The organism is Martelella mediterranea (assembly GCF_004342225.1).
Classification (GTDB): Bacteria; Pseudomonadota; Alphaproteobacteria; order Rhizobiales; family Rhizobiaceae; genus Martelella; species Martelella mediterranea_B.
Map to the genome: position 1 here is coordinate 14133 of NZ_SMAR01000039.1, position 19104 is coordinate 33236.

The window sequence follows — 19104 nt, forward strand, 5'->3', positions numbered from 1 at the left end:
ATAAAAATACTCTTTGTCGACAAACAAAATACAAAACATAACACCAATTTCTCTCCCTGAGTTCTTCCGCCGCTCATTATGATTCAGCTAGAGCGCCGTGCATCCATTCGGATGCACAAAGGACGCTCTACCCTATTGAATCTACGCATCGTGCTTTCCGAAAATCGACTCCGATTTTCGGGCCGATGCTGTAAGTCAGGCGTGAGAGCCTTTGCCATTCAAAGAGCCTGCGTTGAACGCATCAGAAAATCGCGGGCTTCATCGCTGATGAGCGGGGCCAGCTTCGCTCTCACTTCAGCGTGGTAATCGTTGATGAAGGTGATTTCTTCACGTGACAGCGCGTCAACGTCGACCGCTTTGAGGTCGATCGGAGCGAGCGTCAGCGAGCTGAACCGGCAAAACCCCGGAGCTGTTCTGACCACTTCCACCTGATTTTCCACCCTGAGCCCATAGGTGTCAGCTTCATAGTAGCCCGGTTCGATGGTCATGATGATGCCGGGCTCAAAACCGTAGGAATTGGCTTTCTTGGAAAAGCGATGCGGGTATTCGTGAACGAGCAGATTGTGCCCGACGCCGTGGCCGGTTCCGTGGTCGTAGTCGAGCCCAAGCTGCCAAAGGGGAAGCCGGGCAAGTGCGTCGAGCTGATGACCGCATGTTCCATCGGGAAACTGCGCCGAAATGAGCGCGATAAAGCCGTTCAGAACCGCCGTATAGCTCCGGCGTATAGGTTCGTCGGGGACCGACAGGAACAGGGTTCGGGTAACGTCTGTTGTGCCATTTTCATACTGTCCACCTGAATCAATCAGGTAAGGTCCTGCGGGTGTGACGGGCGCGTTACTTTCAGACGTCGCACCGTAATGGCACATGGCCGCATTGGCGCCGGAGGCCGAGATTGAGCGGAAGCTGGCCTCCAGAAAACCTTTGCGTTTTGATCGGAAAAACAGAAGTTTTTCTTCCGCCTCGATTTCACGGATCGGGTCTCCACTGGCCGCACGGGGGGGAGCTTCAGTTTCGAGCCAGGCCAGAAACTCAGTCAATGCGATGCCATCTTCCAGATGGCAATCGCGGTAACCCTGAAGTTCGGCAGGCGTTTTCCGGGACTTTGCAATTGTCAGCGGATTATCCGTAGCAACTGCTGTCCCTCCGGCTTTTTCGACCGCCAGTCTCAGGGCAGTCGGGGCAAATGACTGATCGATCATGACTTTCTTGCCGGCTGCATTCTGTGCAACGGTTGCAACAAAATCCTGCGGAGCCAGAATGTTGACATCTTCCAGTTCAAAATCTGAAAGGTCGTTTGGCAGTTTTCGCGCATCGACAAACCAGTCAACGCTGCCATCAGACTTCAGTATCATGAAGGATTGCGGGACTGGGTTCATGGCAATATCGCTGCCGCGCAGATTAAGCAGCCAGGCAATGTTATCCGGTAGTGTCTCCGCCAGCATATCAGCGCCGGATGCGGCAAGGTTTGCACCCATCCGTGCTGTTTTGGCAGCAACACTTTCACCGGAAAGGGCCGCAGACATTGGCCGGACTTGACCAATCGGCTTTGCCGGCCGGTCTGTCCATATTTCATCGAAGAAATCGCGTTCAACCGGTACCAGTGTGAGCCCGGATTTATCTGCAGCTGAAGCAAGCCGGTCATAGAGCGCGATATCGATCAGCATCGGGTCAAAGCCGATCCGCCAGCCTGCCTGGCCATGGGTTGCAAGCCATTGGTCCAGCGGGTCATTGTTGAGGTGATGGACCGCGTAGAGAGCCGGATCGACCTCGTGACGTACCTGAATCTCATACCGCCCATCGACAAAGATCAGCGCCTTTTCTGGCATCACGAAAGCCAGACCAGCCGAGCCGGAAAAGCCGGTGATAAATGCCAGCCGGTCGTCGTGCGGGGCGGCAACTTCGCTTTGGTGTGCATCCGCACGCGGAATGATAAATCCGTTCAGGTGGTCGGCCTTCAAGAGTCGCCGCAGCGCTGAAACGCGCGACCGGATATCGGGATTTGCAGTCATAAAGTTTTCCTTGCCAGGTCAGGCACCACGTACGCGCGGATCCAGAACAGCGTAAAGAAGATCGACAATGATGTTGGTAATAACGATGAAAAAGCCGCCCATCAGTACAATTCCGATGATCACCGGCCGGTCCAGATTACGCACCGACTGAACGGCCAGTGCGCCAACACCTTGCAGACCATAAATCTGTTCAATCACAATCACGCCACCCAGAAGAAGCGCAATGTCGGCGCCCAGCTGGGTGATCAGCGGTGTCAGCGTCGCGCGCAGACCATGCTTGTAGACCACTTTTGCCTCGGAAAGTCCTTTCGCGCGGGCGGTGCGGATATAGTCTTCTCCTAACACCTCGATGAGCTTGCCGCGGGTCAGGCGGGCATAAATGGCGGCTGTCACCAGAGCCAGTGTCGTCCAGGGCAGGAAGAGGTGCCAGGCCCAGGTAACCGGGTCAGCCAGGAATGGTTTATATCCGCCGGGCGGGAACAGCATGAACCCGGCTTTGCGCGGCAAAAAGTAAAAGACGTAAAGCGATAACATGCCGAGCACGAATGTTGGAAACGATAGCCCCAGCAGGATAAAGCCTTGTCCCAGCCGGTCGCGAAAGCCACCGGGAAAGCGCGCCGACATGATGCCGATGGGGATGCCGAGCGCCAGCCAGAAGACCACACCACCGATAACCAGCGATATGGTGGCTGGAAGGCGTCGCACGATCAGCTCTGTAACCGGCTGTTGGTTTCGGTATGAAAAGCCGAGATCGCCCGTTGCAGCCTTGGAGATGAACTTGCCGTACTGCACATAGATCGGCTGGTCGAGGCCAAGGTTTGAACGAATTTGTTCAAGCTGGGTCTCTGTTGCCTTGTCTCCGGCAATCATGCGGGCTGGATCACCCGGCGCAATGAAGAACAGGACAAAGACAAAAATACTCAGTGAAAACAGGATCAGCGCCGCAAATCCGATACGCTGGACAAGATAGCGGATCATTAGCGTGCCTCCTTTTTAAGGCGTTTCAGAAGTGACTTGCGAACCGGCCGCGCTTTCGGATCAAGGGCGTCACGCAGGCCGTCGCCTAAAATGTTGAAGGCCAGCGTCGTCAGAAGCAGGGCGAGGCCGGGGAATACGACCAGCCACCAAGCCACAAGGTAGATCGAGTTGGCTGAGGCATCGGCAAGCATTCCGCCCCAGCTGGGCGTTGGCGGCACGATCCCGAGTCCGAGAAAGGAAAGCGTGGCTTCGAAAACGATCGCAGTCGGGATCATCATCGTTGTGTAAACGATGATCGGGACAGAGAGATTGGGCAGAATATCGCGCAGGATAATCGATACCGGTCCTGCGCCAAGCGAACGGCTCGCAGCCACGAACTCGCGGCGGCGCAGCGAGGTGACTTCTGCCCGGATAACGCGCCCCATCGTGGTCCAGGAAAAGAATACGATTACGCCGATACTCAAAGACAGGCTGGGTCCGAAAACCGAAACCAGCGCCAGTGCGCAAAGCAGGAACGGAACGCTCATCACCAGATCCATGATCCGGCTTAAAACCATATCGGTCTTGCCTCCGGCATAACCGGAAATTGTGCCGATGGTGATGCCGATCATGGCAGCTGCCAGCGAAGCGACAACGCCAACAATCAATGAGATGCGTGCGCCATAGGCAAGACGAACCAACACATCGCGCCCCAGATGGTCCGCACCCAGCCAGAAATTATGATCCGGGCCAACAGGAAGCCCCATCGGGCTCATGCCGATCTTGCGGTATTGCTCAATTGCCGTGTGTCCCGTGATATCGGCAACCAGTGGCGCACCGATTGCAAAGGCAACGAGAAAAACAATGAAGCAGGCCGCGACGAGGCTGGCGCGATCCCGCACAAGCCGCCTGACAGTCAACTCCAGCGGACCGCGCTGGACGACCGCCCCGTTTTCTTCGTCATTTTCCAAGTGGTTCTGGGTGACAGCACTCATGCGGCTTCTCCTCCAATGCTCTCAATCAATCGCCGCTTTGGTGGCGCGTCCGTCGTGATGTCATGCATGGAGGCGGCCATCAGCTCACGCGTGTAGGGATCCCTGGGCCGCGCATAGATGTTTTCTGCGGTATCAAGCTCGACGATCTGGCCCTTGTTCATCACGGCGATCCGGTCGCAGACATGGCGAACAACGGAAAGATCGTGGGAGATGAACAGATATGTCAGGCCCATATCCTCCTGAAGGTGCCGCATAAGATTGAGAATTTGCGCCTGGATAGAGACATCAAGAGCGGAAACCGGCTCATCGAAAATGATGATGTCGGGATGAAGTGCCAGCGCACGGGCAATGCCGATGCGCTGCCGCTGCCCACCGGAAAACTCCGAGGGATAGCGGTTATAGTGTTCCGGATTCAGGCCAACGCGTTCCATCAGCTCCTGCACCTTGCGCTTTCGTTCAGCACCGGCACAGATTTTGTGAATGCGGAAGGGGTCGCCAATAATCGAACTGACACGGCGGCGCGGGTTCAGCGAGCCGAAAGGATCCTGAAATACGAGCTGAATGCGCTTGCGCATGGCGCGCCAGTCCGAATGGGTGAGGGTATCAAGCATCTGCCCTTCCACCACAACATCACCGGAACTTGCCGGAACGAGGCCTGCCAGAACACGGGCCAGTGTCGACTTGCCGCAACCCGACTCGCCAACGAGGCCAAGCGTTTCCCCCTTGTAGAGCGTCAGATCGATGCCTTTGAGGACATGAAGCGCCTTGGGCGCACCTTTCATTCCGCCGCCGGTTTCATAGCTGAGGTGAACATTGACCGCTTCAATCATCCTTTGGCGGTGCGTTTGCCCTTCGGAAGCACCGGTCGAAGAATATTCAGCCGGCGCAGCGCCCTCAGGCGCAAGGTCTTCTGTTTCCTGCCAGCACAGCGCCGCGGTTCCGTCATCGAAAACTCTGAGTGGCGGTGTCTTGGCGCAGACATCCATCGCTTTTGTGCAGCGCGGGCGAAAGACGCAGCCTTTTGGCGGCGCAAGCAGGCTTGGTGGCCGGCCGGAAATCGGCTCAATCATCGTGCCGGGTGTGTACTTGGCCGGAGAAGAGTTCAGAAGGCCAGTGGTGTAGGGGTGAACCGGCGCGGAGAAAAGCGTTTTTGCCGGTCCAAGTTCCATCCGGTTTCCGGCATACATCACCATCACCTTTTCGGCGATGGATGACAGCAGCGAAAGGTCATGAGTGATCATGATGACGGTGGTGCCGCGTTCGCGGCGCATCTCGTCAAGGAGTTCGATAATCTGCGCCTGAACGGTTACGTCCAGCGCCGTTGTCGGCTCATCTGCAATGATCAATGGCGGGTTCAGGATCAGCGCCATCGCGATCATGACGCGCTGGCGCATGCCGCCGGAGAACTGATGCGGATAATCATCAAACCGGTGTTCCGCATCGCGGATTCCCACGCGCTCCAGCATTTCGACAACGCGAGCGCGGGCCTGTTTGTCACTGACCTTTTCATGCGTGTGGATCATCTCGGCAATTTGCGTGCCGATGGTATAATAGGGATGCAGGCTGGAAAGCGGATCCTGAAAGATCATGCCGATCCGCGCACCGCGAAGTGCGCGTAGGCGTCGTCTGTCCAGCTTCAGCAGGTCTTCGTCTTCGAAGGTCACCGTACCGGTGATTTCGGCATTGGGCAGAAAGCCCATAATGGCCTGCGTCAAAACGCTCTTTCCCGAGCCGGATTCACCGGCAATGCCAAACAGCGAACCTTTTTCGACGCTGAAAGACACTTTGTTGGCGGCATGAACAATACCGTCTTCGGTCGGAATTTCGACGGTCAGGTCGCGCACGTCGAGAATGGATGTCAAAGAACTTTCTCCATAACGGAACTGGAATCAGACGGAAATTGCGCCGTCTGATGATGCCATTTGAGGCCCGGCGGAGGGGGCGCCGGGCCGTCTGACCGATTGGCGGCTTAGCGGCTCAGCCAGACATTGGTCCAGTCGCCCTGGGCACCCAGTGCGTAGGGTTCAAAGTTTTCAACGGCGGGGCCGTGATAGAGAATCACATTCTCTGTCGTGTAAGGCACAACGGGCGAATCCTTCATCACCATCTCGTCAACCTGGCCCCAAAGTTTTGCCGCCTGTTCCGGTGTGGTTGCGTTGATCGCTTCTTTCGCAATCTTGTTTGCCTCCGGGTTGTTGTAGTCGACATAGTTATAGGTCTGGTGGGTGCCGTTATAGGTAAACTGCGGCTGGAAAACCGAGCGCGCAGCGCCACCGACCCAGTCAGGAGACCATCCCACCGGCGCGATATCCCAGAGGCCAGCCTTGGTGTTTTCCTGATTGGTCATGAACTTCGAATAGTAGTCCGAAGGCGCGACAGGTGTCAGCTCCAGATTGATGCCGGCCTTTTTCAGACTGGCCTGAATGGTCTGGGCGATAGCCGGTTCGGCATTCTGGTTACGGAAGGGCATTTTAAGCGTAATTCCGTCAGGATATCCGGCCTCAGCAAGAAGCTCTTTCGCTTTTTCCGGATCGCCGGAAGCGTTGTCTGTCGGGTACAGATCAAACTCATGGAAGCCGAGAACGCCGGGGCCGAAAATGCCGTTCTGCGGTGCAGCGACCATGGGGCCGCCCATCTGCTGAACAATGGCTGCCTTGTCGATGGCATACTGAACTGCCTGACGAATTTTCAGATCCCGCAGCGCCCCGTCATTGTTATCTGTCAGCGTGTTGAACCAGAGGAAGGATGTGCGGCCAACGGACATTGTGACCAGCTTGTCATCACCGGTCGCCGTCAGCATCTGCAGGATCGCCGGCGGGATCAGGATATCATAGGTCATATCGGCGTCACCGGCCTGAAGCTGTTGAATGGCGGCATCCGGCTGAATACCGAAGGTGATGTTGATGTTATCAACGTAGCCGCTGCGTAGCGGATCGGAGTCACTGTTCCAGGCGGGATTGCGCGTCAGCTTGATCGTGCTGTCCGGGATATAAGTTTCAGGCGTATAGGGGCCCGAAGCGATGAAGTTTTCGCGATAATCCGGGCCGTCCGGCATATAGTCGAGCACTTCGACAGGGGCCGGGGCTGAGGTTGGAAGCGACAGCATGTAGACAAAGTCACCGGCCTTTTCCGTCAGGTTGATGACGATGGTCTTGTCATCCGGCGTTTCGATACCGGAGATGTCGTTGTTCTGGATATATTCCTTCATCGCAGCAGCGGTTGGCTCAACTTGTGCAAAACCGTCGCAGAAGCTGCGCATGCCTTCGATGAGGTCGACATAATAGGTCAGGGCAGCTGAACCGAGGAACGGGTTGCACATGCGTTTCATGCCGCGCTCAAAATCGGCGGAAACGATCGGACGTGCGCCGTCCGGCGCGTTCCATGCAACCCCATCGCGCAGGGTGAAGGTGTAGGTCAGGCCATCATTGGTCGGCTGGGGGACTTCGGTCGCCAGATCGCCTTTCGGCTGAAGCCGTGCATCATCATCCATCGACGCTTCATAACTGATCAGCTGGCGGCTGATAGCGCGCAGGAAGTTGTTCGACGTAACAAGCGCGGCGGAGGTCGGATCGAAATGGTCGATATCAGCGGTTCCGACGATTTTCAGCGTTCCGCCCATTTGCGGTGTTGCCGCCAGTGCCGCTGTGGCGGTGGAAGCGGCAAGCAGTGAAGCGGCAAGTCTGAGTAGGTTCTTTCCGTTGAGTGCAGTCATGGAACTGTTCCCTTTCGTTATCGCGACATGTTTGATGCCGGTCAGTTTCCAGGGACAATTTTTGCGATTGTTCAATCTATGTCAACGATTATGTCGACAAACTGACGACAAAGTTTGATGCGGGCAGAGATAACGCCCCGAAAAGGTGGTGTTTCCGGGCAATGCTCTGCTGTAAAAAAAAGAGGGTCTGGCTTATTGTCCGCCCAAAAAAACCGGAGCTAAAGCTCGGTCTTTTCGTCGTCCGCGTTTCTTTCAAGCCGGTTATGCTCAAATATTCCGGGGTAGAGCAGTCCGATCCGGAAGCGACTGCCGCGCCACCAATGACGGTTGGCCGGGCAGCAGATCGGGTGTTCGAGGTCAGGCATCCCGTTTACCCGTTTTTTGCCGGGGTTGGCGCGGGCAAATGGCAGAAGCTCGCCAAGGAAAAATGTTCTTGTTGTGAGAAACGGGCGATTGCACCAGTTCACACAATCTGAATGCGTGAGGTAAATTCCGCGTTCAAGCTTGTCTATGAATTCGTTCCCGTTTATCGCAACATCGTTCAGAGTCAGTGCTTCATGAACCCGGGCGCGCGCAGGGCCGGGCCGCAACCGCCCCATCAACGTTGGTTTCAACGGCGTTTTCGGATGCCAGTAACGTAGAAAACGGTCGGAGAGCTTCGGGTCACGCTGATGTAGCTGGAAGGCCTTTATATCGTGCTCTGGCTTTGTCATGGCGTGGATTGCGCCATTCAGCAGGTAGCGGGCGTCGTCACGTGACACCAGCATATTGTCGCCCTCGACGATCAGGACAAGCTCTGTCTCAGCGGCATCTGCGCAACGGGCAAGCCCTTCCTGTATGCCGAGATTTTTGTCTGTAGGCACCGGCTTGAAGCCAAAAGCCTGGGCGATCCTGATTTCTTCGGGATCGCCTTCCTGGCAAATAACGTAACGATGGGAGAAAATGTCTTTAACGCGCGAAAGCGATTTAAGCGTGTTCTTCAGCGTCTTCGGAGACTTCCACGTCAGCACCGAGAGTGAAACCGGCGGCAACATGCCTGCGGTTTTACTGTTTTCAGAAGCAGCGGAAGGGGCCTGTGGCATAAGCTGATCAGCCGTTCAGTATCGTTACTTCCAGATGACTTCGAGAATTTCGTAAGCGCGGGATCCACCGGGGGCGTTGACTTCGATGGAATCACCGACTTCCTTGCCGATAAGCGCGCGGGAAATCGGAGACGAAACAGAGATGCGCCCGGATTTCACATCGGCTTCCTGATCGCCGACGATCTGATAAGTCTTCTCTTCTTCCGTGTCCTCGTCCACGAGCTTCACGGTCGCCCCAAAACGCACTTTTTCGCCAGACATTTTGGCCGGGTCTACGACTTCGGCACGGGTGGTGATGTCTTCCAGCTCGCTGATGCGGCCTTCGTTGTAGCTCTGGGCTTCCTTGGCTGCATGGTATTCAGCGTTCTCGGAGAGGTCGCCATGAGCGCGGGCTTCGGCAATAGCCTGAATGATCCGCGGGCGCTCATCCTGCTGACGCCAGCGCAATTCCTCCCGGAGCTGGTCTGCACCAGACTTCGTCATCGGTACTTTTTCGACCATATTATTATTCCTTTGGTCTTTTTGACGGCGGCAAAATATCCTTGGCAAAGCCTGTTCAGGTTTGCCGCGCATCATTGTTTTCGTGTTGTCCTTTGCCCAAAACCGCCTTCTAGGTAGGAACCCTCTGGCAGTTTTGCCACACAAAAAGAAACAGGTTCCGAAGGTTTTCTTCGGAACCAGTTCCATAGCATTCCGCTCTTATAACAGAGTTGGCGGCTGAATTGCCAGATAAATCGTTGCCAGACGCAGAGATGACATGGCGGATTATCCGTGATGATGGTGCTGGGATTTGTTGTGAATGCCGGTCCAGACCATCCAGCCAGCCGGTAAAGCGAAGATAAGGTTTAGCCAGAATGTGTAGTCGACTGCAAAGGAGGTGAGCTCACGCTGAATATCCGGTGCTTCGCTCGGCACAAGGCCGAGAGTTGTGAAAATGACGTCCATGACAATGCCGGCAATCACCATCGTCGCAAATAAAACTGCACCGATATAGGCCGCCATTTTCCAACCGAAGTAGCGGCGATAGGCATCCAGCAGCGGCAGGATGATCAGGTCAGCATAGATAAATGAAAGGACGCCGCCAAACGAAGCGCCGCTGGCAAAAAGTACCGCTGCCAGAGGGACGTTGCCGATGGAGCAGACAAACGTCACGATGGCGATCAGCGGGCCGATAATGGCGTTGAGCGGAAGCTTGATCCATTCAGATGTATTGGAGAAGAAAATGGCTTGCCAGAAACTGTCCGGAATGAAAACAGATAAAAAGCCGCCAATCAGGAAGCCGATCATCAGGTCTTTCCATAGCATCGACCATTCCATCAGAAAATTCTGGGAAATGCGGACCGGTGCTTCCGGATCTTTGAGGCGCTGGCGCCATGTGTCACCGGAAAGCGGTTCGGCAGAATGCTGGTGCCCACCTTCGGTTTCTTCATGTTGCCGGGCTTTCTCCGCAAGCTTCTGCGGATAGGTCAGTTTCACGACAACGCTCATGATTGCGATCAACAAGATACCGCCGATCCATTCAGCGGCCATAAACTGCCATCCGAGCAGGAGAAACAGGATGATCCCGAGTTCAATCACCAGATTGGTCGAGGCAAACAGGAAGGCCAGTGCATTCGTGAGTGCTGCGCCCTTCTTATAAAGGGTACGCATAATGGCGGCTGATGCATAAGAACAGGATGAGCTTGCCGCACCGGCTGCCGTGGCAAAAGCTAGTTCTTTGGCGGTGCCTTTGCCAAGGCGTTCAGAGACGCTTTTCGTTGAAACGATGGCTTGCAGGATTGAGGAAATTGAAAAGCCCAAAACCAGCGTCCATCCGGTTTTCCAGGCCATTCCCAGCGCAACCAGCAGTGCCAGCCCGATGTCTGAAAGAAAGCTTTGCATTGGAAATCCCCTTTCTGACACTAATGCGCTAAACAGACGAAGGGTTCCGAAGGGGCGATTGAATCTTGAAAAGGGAACGGATTAAAAGACTTTGAGCCTTACACAGAAAAGGCCGGTCTTTTTACAAAAAGCGTTTGTGCCAATGAAGCATAAGAGTGCACACCCTTGAAAAGCCTGCCAGTTTATAGCCAAGCAAAAAGGCCCGCTCAAAGCGGACCTTCTCGCGTTCGATACTCGCCCGCCGACGTGCGGTCCTGTGGTCCGTCCCCATGGACAAAGACAACGGCCGTCCGGGGTGGTTCGTCGGGAAGCCAGAGTGTTCCCGAGATGGCTTCGCCCGAGGATACGAAGTCGAAAGGTTCGCTGGCGCGCCGGTCGAGGTCAAGATCGGCCAAACGCCAGAAAACCAGACCTGTGGCGATTGCCATAACAAGAGTGATTGCCAGAACCGTGCGTAGTTTCAATGGAATCCATCTCCCGGTCTCGCCATTTGATAAGGCATATTTATCGAGGCGGTGCATTGAATACAAATCCGGTTCGGCCATCTTTTCAGATCGCGGACGTTTCCGGCGCTGCAGTCTCGCGACCGGGAAGATTGGGAAATCCAGACGGTGCGGGCAGGGTGGTCACAACAGCTCCGACTGTGCAGTCTCGTTTCCCGGTGCGCGGTCGATGATTGCGCGGCGGAAAGGGTCCGTATGGAGGCGCGCGCAGAAATCAGCATGACTTTAGGCTCGGAAATCGCCCACCCTTGCGAAATGGTTTTGTTCTAAATAATAATAAACTAATTCATTGGGAGGAAGGAATGTCTAAAACTCCGATCATCCAGTTTGGCACGAGTCGTTTCCTGCAGGCGCATCTGGATCTGTTCATTTCCGAGGCAGCGGCCAACAACGAGGCGCTGGGGGGCATCACGGTGGTGCAGACGAGCGGCCACGGCGGGCGGGCGAAGCGGCTTTCGGCGCTTGCTGAGGGTTATGGTGTTCGCCTGCGCGGCCTGAGCGAGGGCGAACGGGTCGACGAAACCCTTCATGTGACAAGCATCAAACGCGGCCTGGGTCTGGTCGATGACCGCGCTGAGGTGCAGCGCATCATCGTCGAAGAGGCCGAGATCATTGTCTCGAACACCGCCGATGCGGGTTTTCGCCCGCAGCCGGCCGACCGGTCGTCGCAATTCGATCCGGCCATGTCCTATCCGGCCAAGCTGGCGCACCTGTTGCGCCCCCGCTTCGAGGCCGGGGCCGCCGCGCCGCAGATCATGCCGACCGAACTCGTCCGGAGCAATGGTGATGTGCTGCGCGGGCTGGTGCTCGACGCAGCAGCCCGCATGGACACGCGCTATCGTACCTGGCTGGCGGAAGAGGTGCTCTGGGTCAATTCGCTGGTCGACCGCATCGTGTCCGAGCCGCTCGAACCCGCTGGCGCTATCGCCGAACCCTACGCGCTCTGGGCCATCGAGGACCGGTCGGGCCTGCGCCTGCCCTGCCGCCATCCCGCCATCAACGTCGTGGCCGATCTCGGTCCGATTGAGCGCCGCAAGCTCTTTGTTCTCAACCTCGGACACACATGGATGGTCTCCGACTGGCTGGCACGCGGACGCGTCGGCGCAATCTTCGTGCGGGATGTCATGGCGGACCCAGACTGGTCGAACCGCCTTCGTGCGCTCTACGCCGAAGAGGTCATGCCGGGTTTTGTCGCTGCCGGTGAGGAGGATGGGATCGAAGACTATATTGAGATCACGCTCGAGCGTTTCGCCAATCCGTTTCTCGACCATCGGCTGGAGGACATCGCCGCAAACCATGGCGAAAAGCTGCGTCGCCGGATCGGCGCCTTTGTCGAATGGGCGCGGCAGCATGGCGACGGGCGTGGGAAGCCTTTACTGGAAGCGGCATTGAAGGAGGAAGACACGTGAAGACAAACCGGATCGGCCGCACGGCCGTGGACGTCACCGAAGTCTCCTTCGGTTGCGCCAGCGTCGGCAACCTCTATCGGGAGATTACCGACGACGATGCCAGGGCTGTGCTGGAAACGGCCTGGAGGGGCGGGATCCGCTATTTCGACACCGCGCCGCATTATGGCCGGGGGCTTTCGGAAATGCGGCTCGGGCGTTTTTTCGAAGGGCGTACCGGATATGCGGTGTCGACCAAGGTCGGCCGTATTCTCTCCCCGGCGGCGGAGCCCATCGCGGAAGTGGACGGTTTCGTGAAGCCGGCGCAAAACGATGTGCACTACGACTATTCCGGCGATGGTATCGAGGAAAGCCTCGAGCAGAGTTTTCAGCGGCTTGGCCGCACCCATATCGATATCGTCTATGTGCACGATATCGGCGAATATACGCACGGTTCCGGTAATGCGGCGCATATGGAGGATTTCCTCGGCTCCGGCTATGAGCGTCTTGTCCGGCTGAAGGAGGCCGGCCGGATCGGGGCTTTCGGGCTGGGGGTGAACGAGTGTCAGGTCTGCCTCGATGTGATGGATCACGGGCCGATCGATGTCATCCTTCTGGCGGGCCGGTTGACGCTGCTCGACCGTTCGGCCGAGGCGGAACTCGTTCCCCGCTGCCGCAAGACGGAAACCAGCCTCGTGCTCGGCGGCATCTTCAACTCGGGCATCCTTGCGACCGGTCCGGTCGATGGCGCGACCTACGATTACGGGCCGGCGCCGCAGGCGGTGCTGGATCAGGTGGCTGCGCTGCAGACAGAGGCGGAACGGCTTGGACTGACCCTGCCGACGGCCGCGCTGCAGTTTGCAAAGCGCCACCCGGCATCGGCCTCGGTTCTGATCGGCACGGCCAAACCCGCTACGCTTTCGCGAAATCTTGAGGCATTGCAGGCCGACATACCCGCTGAGGCAGACCGTCTTCTAGGCTAGTTCGTGGTCGCGGAGCGACGACAGAAGCGTCGTCTTGGAGGTGCGCAGATGGCGTGAGGCCGCATCGCGGGCCGCGGCGGCGTCGCGTCTTTCAAGCGCGTCGATGATCGCCAGATGCTCGCCGATTGCGGCGGCGTTGCGGGCCTTTTCATCGGTCTTGTCCCACATGTAGTGATAATGGAAGATGAGCGATATGACCTTCTGAAACTCCTCGACGAAGCGGTTCTTGACGATCGAATTGATGGCGGCATGGAAGGCTTCGTCGAGCTTGGAAAATTCGTGATAATCCGTCTCGATGCTCTGCTGAAGCGCGATATGGGCTGTCCGCAATGCGGCGAGCCTGGCCCAGATGGGATGGTCGACGGGTGCCTCGACGGCCTGGTTCACGGCATTGAGTTCCAGGATCGAACGGAAGTCCGACAGCTCCACCGCGAACTCCATCGTGAAGCCACGGAGCGTCCAGCCGCCTTTTTTGCGGCGGGCCACAAGGCCGAAGCGGCTGAGGCCGGCCAGAAATTCCTTGATCTCATGCTGGGGCACGCCGAAGGTCCGCGAAAGATCGGCCACCGACAAGGGCGTGTCGGCCGGGACATCGAAGCGCAGGATCCAGTCGAGAAAGCGCTGTTCGAGATCGTCGCTCGGTATGTCCGGCTGCGCGATCTTGATGCGGTCGGCATCGACCGGCTTGCGCAGCATGTGCTTTTCCCGCCCCTCCCACGAAATCAGACCTTGCTCCTGCATCCGGCTCAGGCAACGCCGCACCACCGTCCGGCTGACGTCGGCAACTTCGCTTAAACTGGTTTCGGCCGGGATTGCCGCACCGACCGGCCATGTCTCGCAATAATCGAGCAGTCGGTTATATGCCGTTCTGAAGCGGGTGTCGCTTCTTGCCATTGCTTTTATCCCCACGAATCGCGCCGTCAGTTCACAATATGATAGTACTAAATTATAAAAAACAATTGACGCGCATCAAGTACACCGTTATCTGGTATTAAATTATTACGTACAGAACGAGGGAGGAGACCTCATGTTCGATGCGAGCGGACCGGTGCAGGGCCGCGGCTGGGGAGGCGTGTCGTTCGGGCAGGCCCAGTTCCACCGGCTTTCGGCGCTGATCACGCTCCTGTTGCTGATCGTCGGGTTCGGTCTTGCGAACCAGGCCTTTTTTTCGGTCAACAATGGCCTGACCGTGCTGTTGCAGACATCGGTGATCGGTCTTCTCGGCATCGGCATGACAATGGTGATCATCACCGGTGGCATCGATCTGTCCGTCGGCTCTGTCCTGGCCCTTTCCGGCGTTATCACTGCAATGTCCGTCAAGGCAGGTCTGCCCGTCGCCCCGGCCATGCTGGTGGGCGTGATGGCCGGGGCTCTCTGCGGCGCGTTCAACGGTTTCGTCATTACCAGGCTGCGCATTCCGCCCTTCGTCGCAACGCTCGGAATGATGCTGATCGCCCGCGGTCTGGCGCTGCAGCTGACGGGCGCACGCCCCATCTCCCAGCTCGGCGAGGCCTTCGGCATGCTCGGAAACGGCGCGCTGTTCCGCGTCGTCGAGATGCAGGCGAACGGCTTTCCAAGGGTGATCTTCCCCGGCATTCCCTATCCGGCGATCCTCATGTTTGCGATGGCGATTGCCGCGGCCTACCTGTTGAACCGCCGCCAGATCGGCCGCCACATCTATGCCACCGGTTCCAACGAGGAGGCCGCGCGCCTTTCCGGTGTGAGGACGAACCACACCAAGCTGTTCGCTTACACCATGTCCGGCGCTCTGGCCGGGGTTGCGGGCAATGTGTTGATGTCGCGGCTCGTCACCGCCCAGCCCAGCGAAGGCGTGATGTATGAGCTCGATGCGATCGCTGCTGCCGTCATTGGCGGCGCGTCGCTGTCCGGCGGCGTCGGCACGATCTCCGGCACCATGATCGGCGCCTTCATCATCGGTATCCTGCGCAACGGCCTCAATATGGCGGGCGTCTCCGCCTTCATTCAGCAGATCGTGATCGGCTTCGTCGTTATCGGCGCGGTCTGGATCGACCAGGTGCGCAGTCGCAGGAGCGACTGACCACCTCGGTTTGTGTGCATCTCAAAAGAGGAGGAATGAGATGAAAACCCTGAAATACCTTATCGCAGCGTCCGCGTTCGCACTGACCGCGGGAATGGCGCATGCCGGCGAAATCGCCGTCATCGTGAAGACCACGAATTCCAACTTCTGGCAGAACGTCAACAAGGGCGCCCAGGCGGCCATCGAGAACCAGTCGGAGCATACGATGAGCTTCGACGGGCCGGCGGCCGAGAGCGATATCGCCGACGAGGTGAACCTGGTTGAAAACGCCATCAACCGCGGCGTCGCCGGCATCGTGCTGGCACCGTCAGACCCGGAAGCGCTCGGCCCGGTGGTCAATCGCGCCTATCAGAGCGGCATTCCCGTCGTCATCATCGATAGCGCTTTGGCCGACCAGTACAAGGACAGCTACCAGGCCTTCCTTTCGACCGACAACTGCGCGGCCGGCGAGCAGGTCGCAAAACGGATGATCGATGAGGCCGGGACGACGGGCAAGGTTGCCGTCATGTCCTATGTCGCGGGCGTCGGCTCGGAAATCGGCCGCGTCGGCTGCTTCCAGGACTATATCGGCGAAAATTCCGATATCGAGATTGTCGGTCCCTATTATTCGGAAAGCCAGATGGCGAAGGCGCTGAACCAGACCACCGACATTCTGGCCGCCAATCCCGACCTCGTCGGCATCTTCGGTGCCAACGAACCGACAGCCGTCGGCATGGGTCGTGCCATCGTCCAGGCCGGCAAGGCCGGCGATCTCGTGGCACTCGGCTTCGATGGCAATGCCGATCTGCAGGAGTTCGTGCGTGACGGCGTGCTGGAGGCCATTGCGGTGCAGGGCTCCTTCGCCATGGGCGAAAAAGGCGTGAACACGGTCATCGAACTGCTCAACGGCCAAAAGGTCGAAGACTTCATCAACACCGGCGTCGTCATGGTCGACAAGGAGAATATCGACTCCGACGAAGCCCAGAACGTGCTCTACTGAGCCTTTGCCGGAGGCTGGCATAAAGCCTCCGGCCATTTTTCAAGCTCCAAGCGAAAGATCAAGCCATGTCCCGAACACCGCTTGTCGAAATGATCGGTATCGAAAAACACTTTGGCGGCGTGCGCGCCGTGGATCATGTGTCGGTCGATCTCCATCCGGGCGAGGTCGTCGGCCTGCTTGGCCACAACGGGGCCGGCAAGTCCTGTCTGATGAAGATGCTCGCGGGCGCGATGGTCCCCAATGAGGGCGAAATCCGGGTGGATGGCGAGACAGTGCATTTTACCGAGCCGAACGACGCCCGGGCTGCCGGCATCGAGACCATCTATCAGACGCTTGCGCTGTCGGACCATCTCGATGCCCCGGCGAACCTGTTTCTCGGTCGCGAGCTCAAGACCCGGTTCGGCAATCTGGATGACGCCCGCATGCTGCGTGAGGCGCGGGAGGTGCTTGCCCGGCTGAACCCGAATTTCAAGAACCTGCGCGATCCGGTCTCGAGCCTCTCGGGCGGTCAGCGGCAGGTGATCGCGATTGCGCGGGCAATCTATTTCGATACCAAGATACTGATCATGGACGAGCCGACGGCAGCACTCGGGCCTTCCGAAACCGCCATGGTGGCGGATCTGATCGTCAAGCTGCGCGATGAAGGCATCGGCATCTTTCTCGTCAGCCATGACATGCATGACGTGTTCGACTTGTGCGACCGCGTGGTCGTGATGAACAAGGGCCGGGTTGTCGGCGCACACCCCATCGATGAAGTGACCAAGGATGACGTGCTCAGCCTGATCATCAAGGGCGAACTGCCGGCCGACTGGTCCGCCAAGAATCTGGAGCCGACAGCCTGATGGACACGAAAACGGACATGATGGAGAGTATCGTTTGCGTCGAACCTGGGCAGATGGCTCTGGAACAGAGGCCGCGCCCGGTTAAGGCGCCCGAAGGCTGGGTTCTGGTTGACATTGCGGCGATCGGAATCTGCGGGACGGATTACCACATCTTCGAGGGCAAGCATCCGTTTCTGGATTATCCGCGCGTCATCGGCCATGAACTGTCCGGCCATATCGAAAGCGGGCCGGATGCCGGCAAGCTTGTCGTCATCAACCCCTATCTCTCCTGCGGCGCCTGCCGGGCCTGCCGGCGCGGCAAGCCGAACTGCTGCAGCGCGGTTTCGGTGCTCGGTGTCCACCGTGACGGCGGCATGTGCGCACGCATCGCCGTGCCGGCCGAAAACGTCTATCCGGCAGACGGTCTCACGCCGCAACAGGCTGCCATGGTGGAGTTTCTGGCCATCGGGGCACATGCGGTTGCCCGCTCCGGTACGGGGGAGGGGGACGTCGTGCTCGTGACCGGGGCCGGCCCGATCGGCATCGGCACGGCGCTGTTTGCCCGGCTGGCCGGCGCGGAGGTTCACCTGATGGACCTGAGCCCGACCCGGCTCGATCTCGCGCGCGACCTTTTCGGCTTCGAAAAACGGTACCAGCCCGACGAGGACATTCTTGCGGGTGCGCTCTCCGAAGGTTTCGATGTCGTCTTCGACGCAACCGGAAACGCCAGGGCAATCGAGGCGGGGTTTCCGCTGCTCGCCCATGGCGGAAGCGCCGTGCTCGTCAGCGTGGTGAAGGACGATATCACCTTCGCCGATTCAGAATTCCACAAGCGCGAAGCCCGTATCATCGGCTCGCGCAACGCGCTGAAATCCGATTTCGAACGCGTGATGGCCGCAATGCGCGCGGGCGATATTCCAACCGACGCCCTTCAGTCCGAAGTCATCGCGATGGCTGACCTGCCCGGACGTTTCGCCGATCTGGTGGGCGCGCGCGACCATCTGGTGAAGGTGCTCGTTAGGCCGTGAGCCTGGCCGCCACCGCGCTGTCCCTGAAAGGGTATCCCACGACAGGTAAACCCGCCGCCGCATCGAAGCGGCGGGTCTTTGACGTTACTGGCGAACCGCTTTGACGTCCGAGATCGCCTGGAGATAGCCGACCCATCGCATCGGCATTCTCCTCCGTCATGGCCCAGTCGGCTCGAAGCTGTGTTTTTGGTCAACTCGAAGAACGTTGTGGGAACATATCCTGCGGGATTGATCTGCGAAGCGCCCGCTCGTGACATTGAGCTCCGATTTAAGGAGTGTGTTGATGAGTATCGGTATTTCAAGTTCGGATTTTGTCGGCCAATGGAGCCTGAGCTTCGCCGACATTGAGTTCATCAATTCCAAACCGGCTGCTACCAAGCTCGGCCTGGCCGCTCAGTTGAAGTTTTTCAACGCTCGCGGTTTTTTCGCTGACAATGATACATTGATCCCGAACAATGCGGGCGAATATCTGGCTGTGCAGATCGGCGTCCGAGCCGACACGCTATCCGGCTATGATTTCGGTGGGAGAAGTGCCCGACGGGATTGCGCCGAGATTTTCCTGACATCAGCGTCGTCATCGGCAGCCTTCCGATCGCGGGCTTTCAGCGGCCGGGGCTCAGAGTCTGTTCAAGAAAGCGGATAGCGGGCGAGCCGCCTTGTCATGAGCTTGATCATCGCGGTCTGGATGAAGGCGAGGCTTGTTGCCGAGA

General features: G+C 57.9%; 17 protein-coding genes. 7 read left to right on the forward strand and 10 right to left on the reverse strand.

Annotated elements, in window-relative coordinates; genetic code table 11:
• Positions 1-218 precede the first annotated feature (218 nt).
• From EDC90_RS17665 to EDC90_RS17705, 9 genes are all read right to left on the reverse strand, one after another.
• The gene (locus EDC90_RS17665; protein WP_132313874.1) at positions 219-2009 is read right to left on the reverse strand and encodes an aminopeptidase P family protein; all 1791 of its coding nucleotides are present in this window, start codon (positions 2007-2009) and stop codon (positions 219-221) included.
• 18 nt (positions 2010-2027) lie between these two features.
• Positions 2028-2987 (reverse strand): ABC transporter permease, encoded by a 960-nt coding sequence (locus EDC90_RS17670; RefSeq protein ID WP_132313875.1) that lies wholly within the window; start codon positions 2985-2987, stop codon positions 2028-2030.
• Positions 2987-3961, reverse strand: a complete 975-nt coding sequence (locus EDC90_RS17675) for an ABC transporter permease (RefSeq protein WP_132313876.1) — start codon at positions 3959-3961, stop codon at positions 2987-2989. Before EDC90_RS17675 ends, EDC90_RS17670 begins: the two co-directional genes overlap by 1 nt.
• Complete coding sequence (locus EDC90_RS17680; RefSeq protein WP_132313877.1) at positions 3958-5823, reverse strand: dipeptide ABC transporter ATP-binding protein; 1866 nt, start codon at positions 5821-5823, stop codon at positions 3958-3960. The genes EDC90_RS17675 and EDC90_RS17680 overlap by 4 nt, the downstream gene beginning before the upstream one ends.
• A gap of 107 nt (positions 5824-5930) precedes the next feature.
• A complete protein-coding gene (locus EDC90_RS17685) occupies positions 5931-7673 on the reverse strand; it encodes an ABC transporter substrate-binding protein (RefSeq protein WP_132313878.1) in 1743 nt (580 codons plus the stop codon).
• Between the two features lie 218 nt (positions 7674-7891).
• Complete coding sequence (locus EDC90_RS17690; protein ID WP_132313879.1) at positions 7892-8755, reverse strand: hypothetical protein; 864 nt, start codon at positions 8753-8755, stop codon at positions 7892-7894.
• Positions 8756-8779: 24 nt separating this feature from the next.
• The gene (gene greA / locus EDC90_RS17695) at positions 8780-9256 is read right to left on the reverse strand and encodes a transcription elongation factor GreA (protein WP_132313880.1); all 477 of its coding nucleotides are present in this window, start codon (positions 9254-9256) and stop codon (positions 8780-8782) included.
• A 264-nt stretch (positions 9257-9520) separates the two neighbouring features.
• Positions 9521-10636, reverse strand: coding sequence for a permease (locus EDC90_RS17700; RefSeq protein ID WP_132313881.1), 1116 nt, complete (start codon positions 10634-10636; stop codon positions 9521-9523).
• A 206-nt stretch (positions 10637-10842) separates the two neighbouring features.
• Entirely contained in the window at positions 10843-11100 is a 258-nt protein-coding gene (locus tag EDC90_RS17705) for a hypothetical protein (RefSeq protein ID WP_207903951.1), read from the reverse strand.
• Positions 11101-11441: 341 nt separating this feature from the next.
• On the opposite strand from EDC90_RS17705, the gene EDC90_RS17710 reads away from it, so the two are divergent.
• Together EDC90_RS17710 and EDC90_RS17715 are read left to right on the forward strand one after the other, a co-directional pair.
• Complete coding sequence (locus EDC90_RS17710) at positions 11442-12548, forward strand: mannitol dehydrogenase family protein (protein ID WP_132313882.1); 1107 nt, start codon at positions 11442-11444, stop codon at positions 12546-12548.
• Positions 12545-13507 carry an aldo/keto reductase gene (locus EDC90_RS17715; protein WP_132313883.1) on the forward strand — a complete coding sequence of 321 codons (963 nt, stop codon included), beginning with the start codon at positions 12545-12547 and terminating at the stop codon, positions 13505-13507. Before EDC90_RS17710 ends, EDC90_RS17715 begins: the two co-directional genes overlap by 4 nt.
• Here EDC90_RS17715 and EDC90_RS17720 read toward each other — a convergent pair.
• Positions 13499-14401 (reverse strand): GntR family transcriptional regulator, encoded by a 903-nt coding sequence (locus EDC90_RS17720; RefSeq protein WP_132313884.1) that lies wholly within the window; start codon positions 14399-14401, stop codon positions 13499-13501. The genes EDC90_RS17715 and EDC90_RS17720 overlap by 9 nt on opposite strands.
• A gap of 133 nt (positions 14402-14534) precedes the next feature.
• On the opposite strand from EDC90_RS17720, the gene EDC90_RS17725 reads away from it, so the two are divergent.
• The 5 genes from EDC90_RS17725 (at position 14535) to EDC90_RS17745 (ending at position 19037) form a co-directional block, all read left to right on the forward strand.
• Entirely contained in the window at positions 14535-15566 is a 1032-nt protein-coding gene (locus tag EDC90_RS17725; RefSeq protein WP_132313885.1) for an ABC transporter permease, read from the forward strand.
• 40 nt (positions 15567-15606) lie between these two features.
• The gene (locus EDC90_RS17730) at positions 15607-16545 is read left to right on the forward strand and encodes an ABC transporter substrate-binding protein (protein ID WP_132313886.1); all 939 of its coding nucleotides are present in this window, start codon (positions 15607-15609) and stop codon (positions 16543-16545) included.
• Positions 16546-16610: 65 nt separating this feature from the next.
• A complete protein-coding gene (locus EDC90_RS17735) occupies positions 16611-17387 on the forward strand; it encodes an ATP-binding cassette domain-containing protein (protein WP_207903952.1) in 777 nt (258 codons plus the stop codon).
• 20 nt (positions 17388-17407) lie between these two features.
• A complete protein-coding gene (locus EDC90_RS17740) occupies positions 17408-18394 on the forward strand; it encodes a zinc-binding alcohol dehydrogenase family protein (protein WP_132313890.1) in 987 nt (328 codons plus the stop codon).
• A gap of 283 nt (positions 18395-18677) precedes the next feature.
• Positions 18678-19037, forward strand: a complete 360-nt coding sequence (locus tag EDC90_RS17745; RefSeq protein ID WP_245511118.1) for a DUF4158 domain-containing protein — start codon at positions 18678-18680, stop codon at positions 19035-19037.
• Positions 19038-19104: the final 67 nt, after the last annotated feature.

Bases quoted from the DNA above. Each gene is read 5' to 3' on its own strand.
- EDC90_RS17665 (WP_132313874.1), bottom strand. From the start codon at position 2,009: ATGACTGCAAATCCCGATATCCGGTCGCGCGTTTCAGCGCTGCGGCGA.
- EDC90_RS17670 (WP_132313875.1), bottom strand. From the start codon at position 2,987: ATGATCCGCTATCTTGTCCAGCGTATCGGATTTGCGGCGCTGATCCTG.
- EDC90_RS17675 (WP_132313876.1), bottom strand. From the start codon at position 3,961: ATGAGTGCTGTCACCCAGAACCACTTGGAAAATGACGAAGAAAACGGG.
- EDC90_RS17685 (WP_132313878.1), bottom strand. From the start codon at position 7,673: ATGACTGCACTCAACGGAAAGAACCTACTCAGACTTGCCGCTTCACTG.
- EDC90_RS17690 (WP_132313879.1), bottom strand. From the start codon at position 8,755: ATGCCACAGGCCCCTTCCGCTGCTTCTGAAAACAGTAAAACCGCAGGC.
- greA (WP_132313880.1), bottom strand. From the start codon at position 9,256: ATGGTCGAAAAAGTACCGATGACGAAGTCTGGTGCAGACCAGCTCCGG.
- EDC90_RS17700 (WP_132313881.1), bottom strand. From the start codon at position 10,636: ATGCAAAGCTTTCTTTCAGACATCGGGCTGGCACTGCTGGTTGCGCTG.
- EDC90_RS17710 (WP_132313882.1), top strand. From the start codon at position 11,442: ATGTCTAAAACTCCGATCATCCAGTTTGGCACGAGTCGTTTCCTGCAG.
- EDC90_RS17720 (WP_132313884.1), bottom strand. From the start codon at position 14,401: ATGGCAAGAAGCGACACCCGCTTCAGAACGGCATATAACCGACTGCTC.
- EDC90_RS17725 (WP_132313885.1), top strand. From the start codon at position 14,535: ATGTTCGATGCGAGCGGACCGGTGCAGGGCCGCGGCTGGGGAGGCGTG.
- EDC90_RS17730 (WP_132313886.1), top strand. From the start codon at position 15,607: ATGAAAACCCTGAAATACCTTATCGCAGCGTCCGCGTTCGCACTGACC.
- EDC90_RS17735 (WP_207903952.1), top strand. From the start codon at position 16,611: ATGTCCCGAACACCGCTTGTCGAAATGATCGGTATCGAAAAACACTTT.
- EDC90_RS17740 (WP_132313890.1), top strand. From the start codon at position 17,408: ATGGAGAGTATCGTTTGCGTCGAACCTGGGCAGATGGCTCTGGAACAG.
- EDC90_RS17745 (WP_245511118.1), top strand. From the start codon at position 18,678: ATGAGTATCGGTATTTCAAGTTCGGATTTTGTCGGCCAATGGAGCCTG.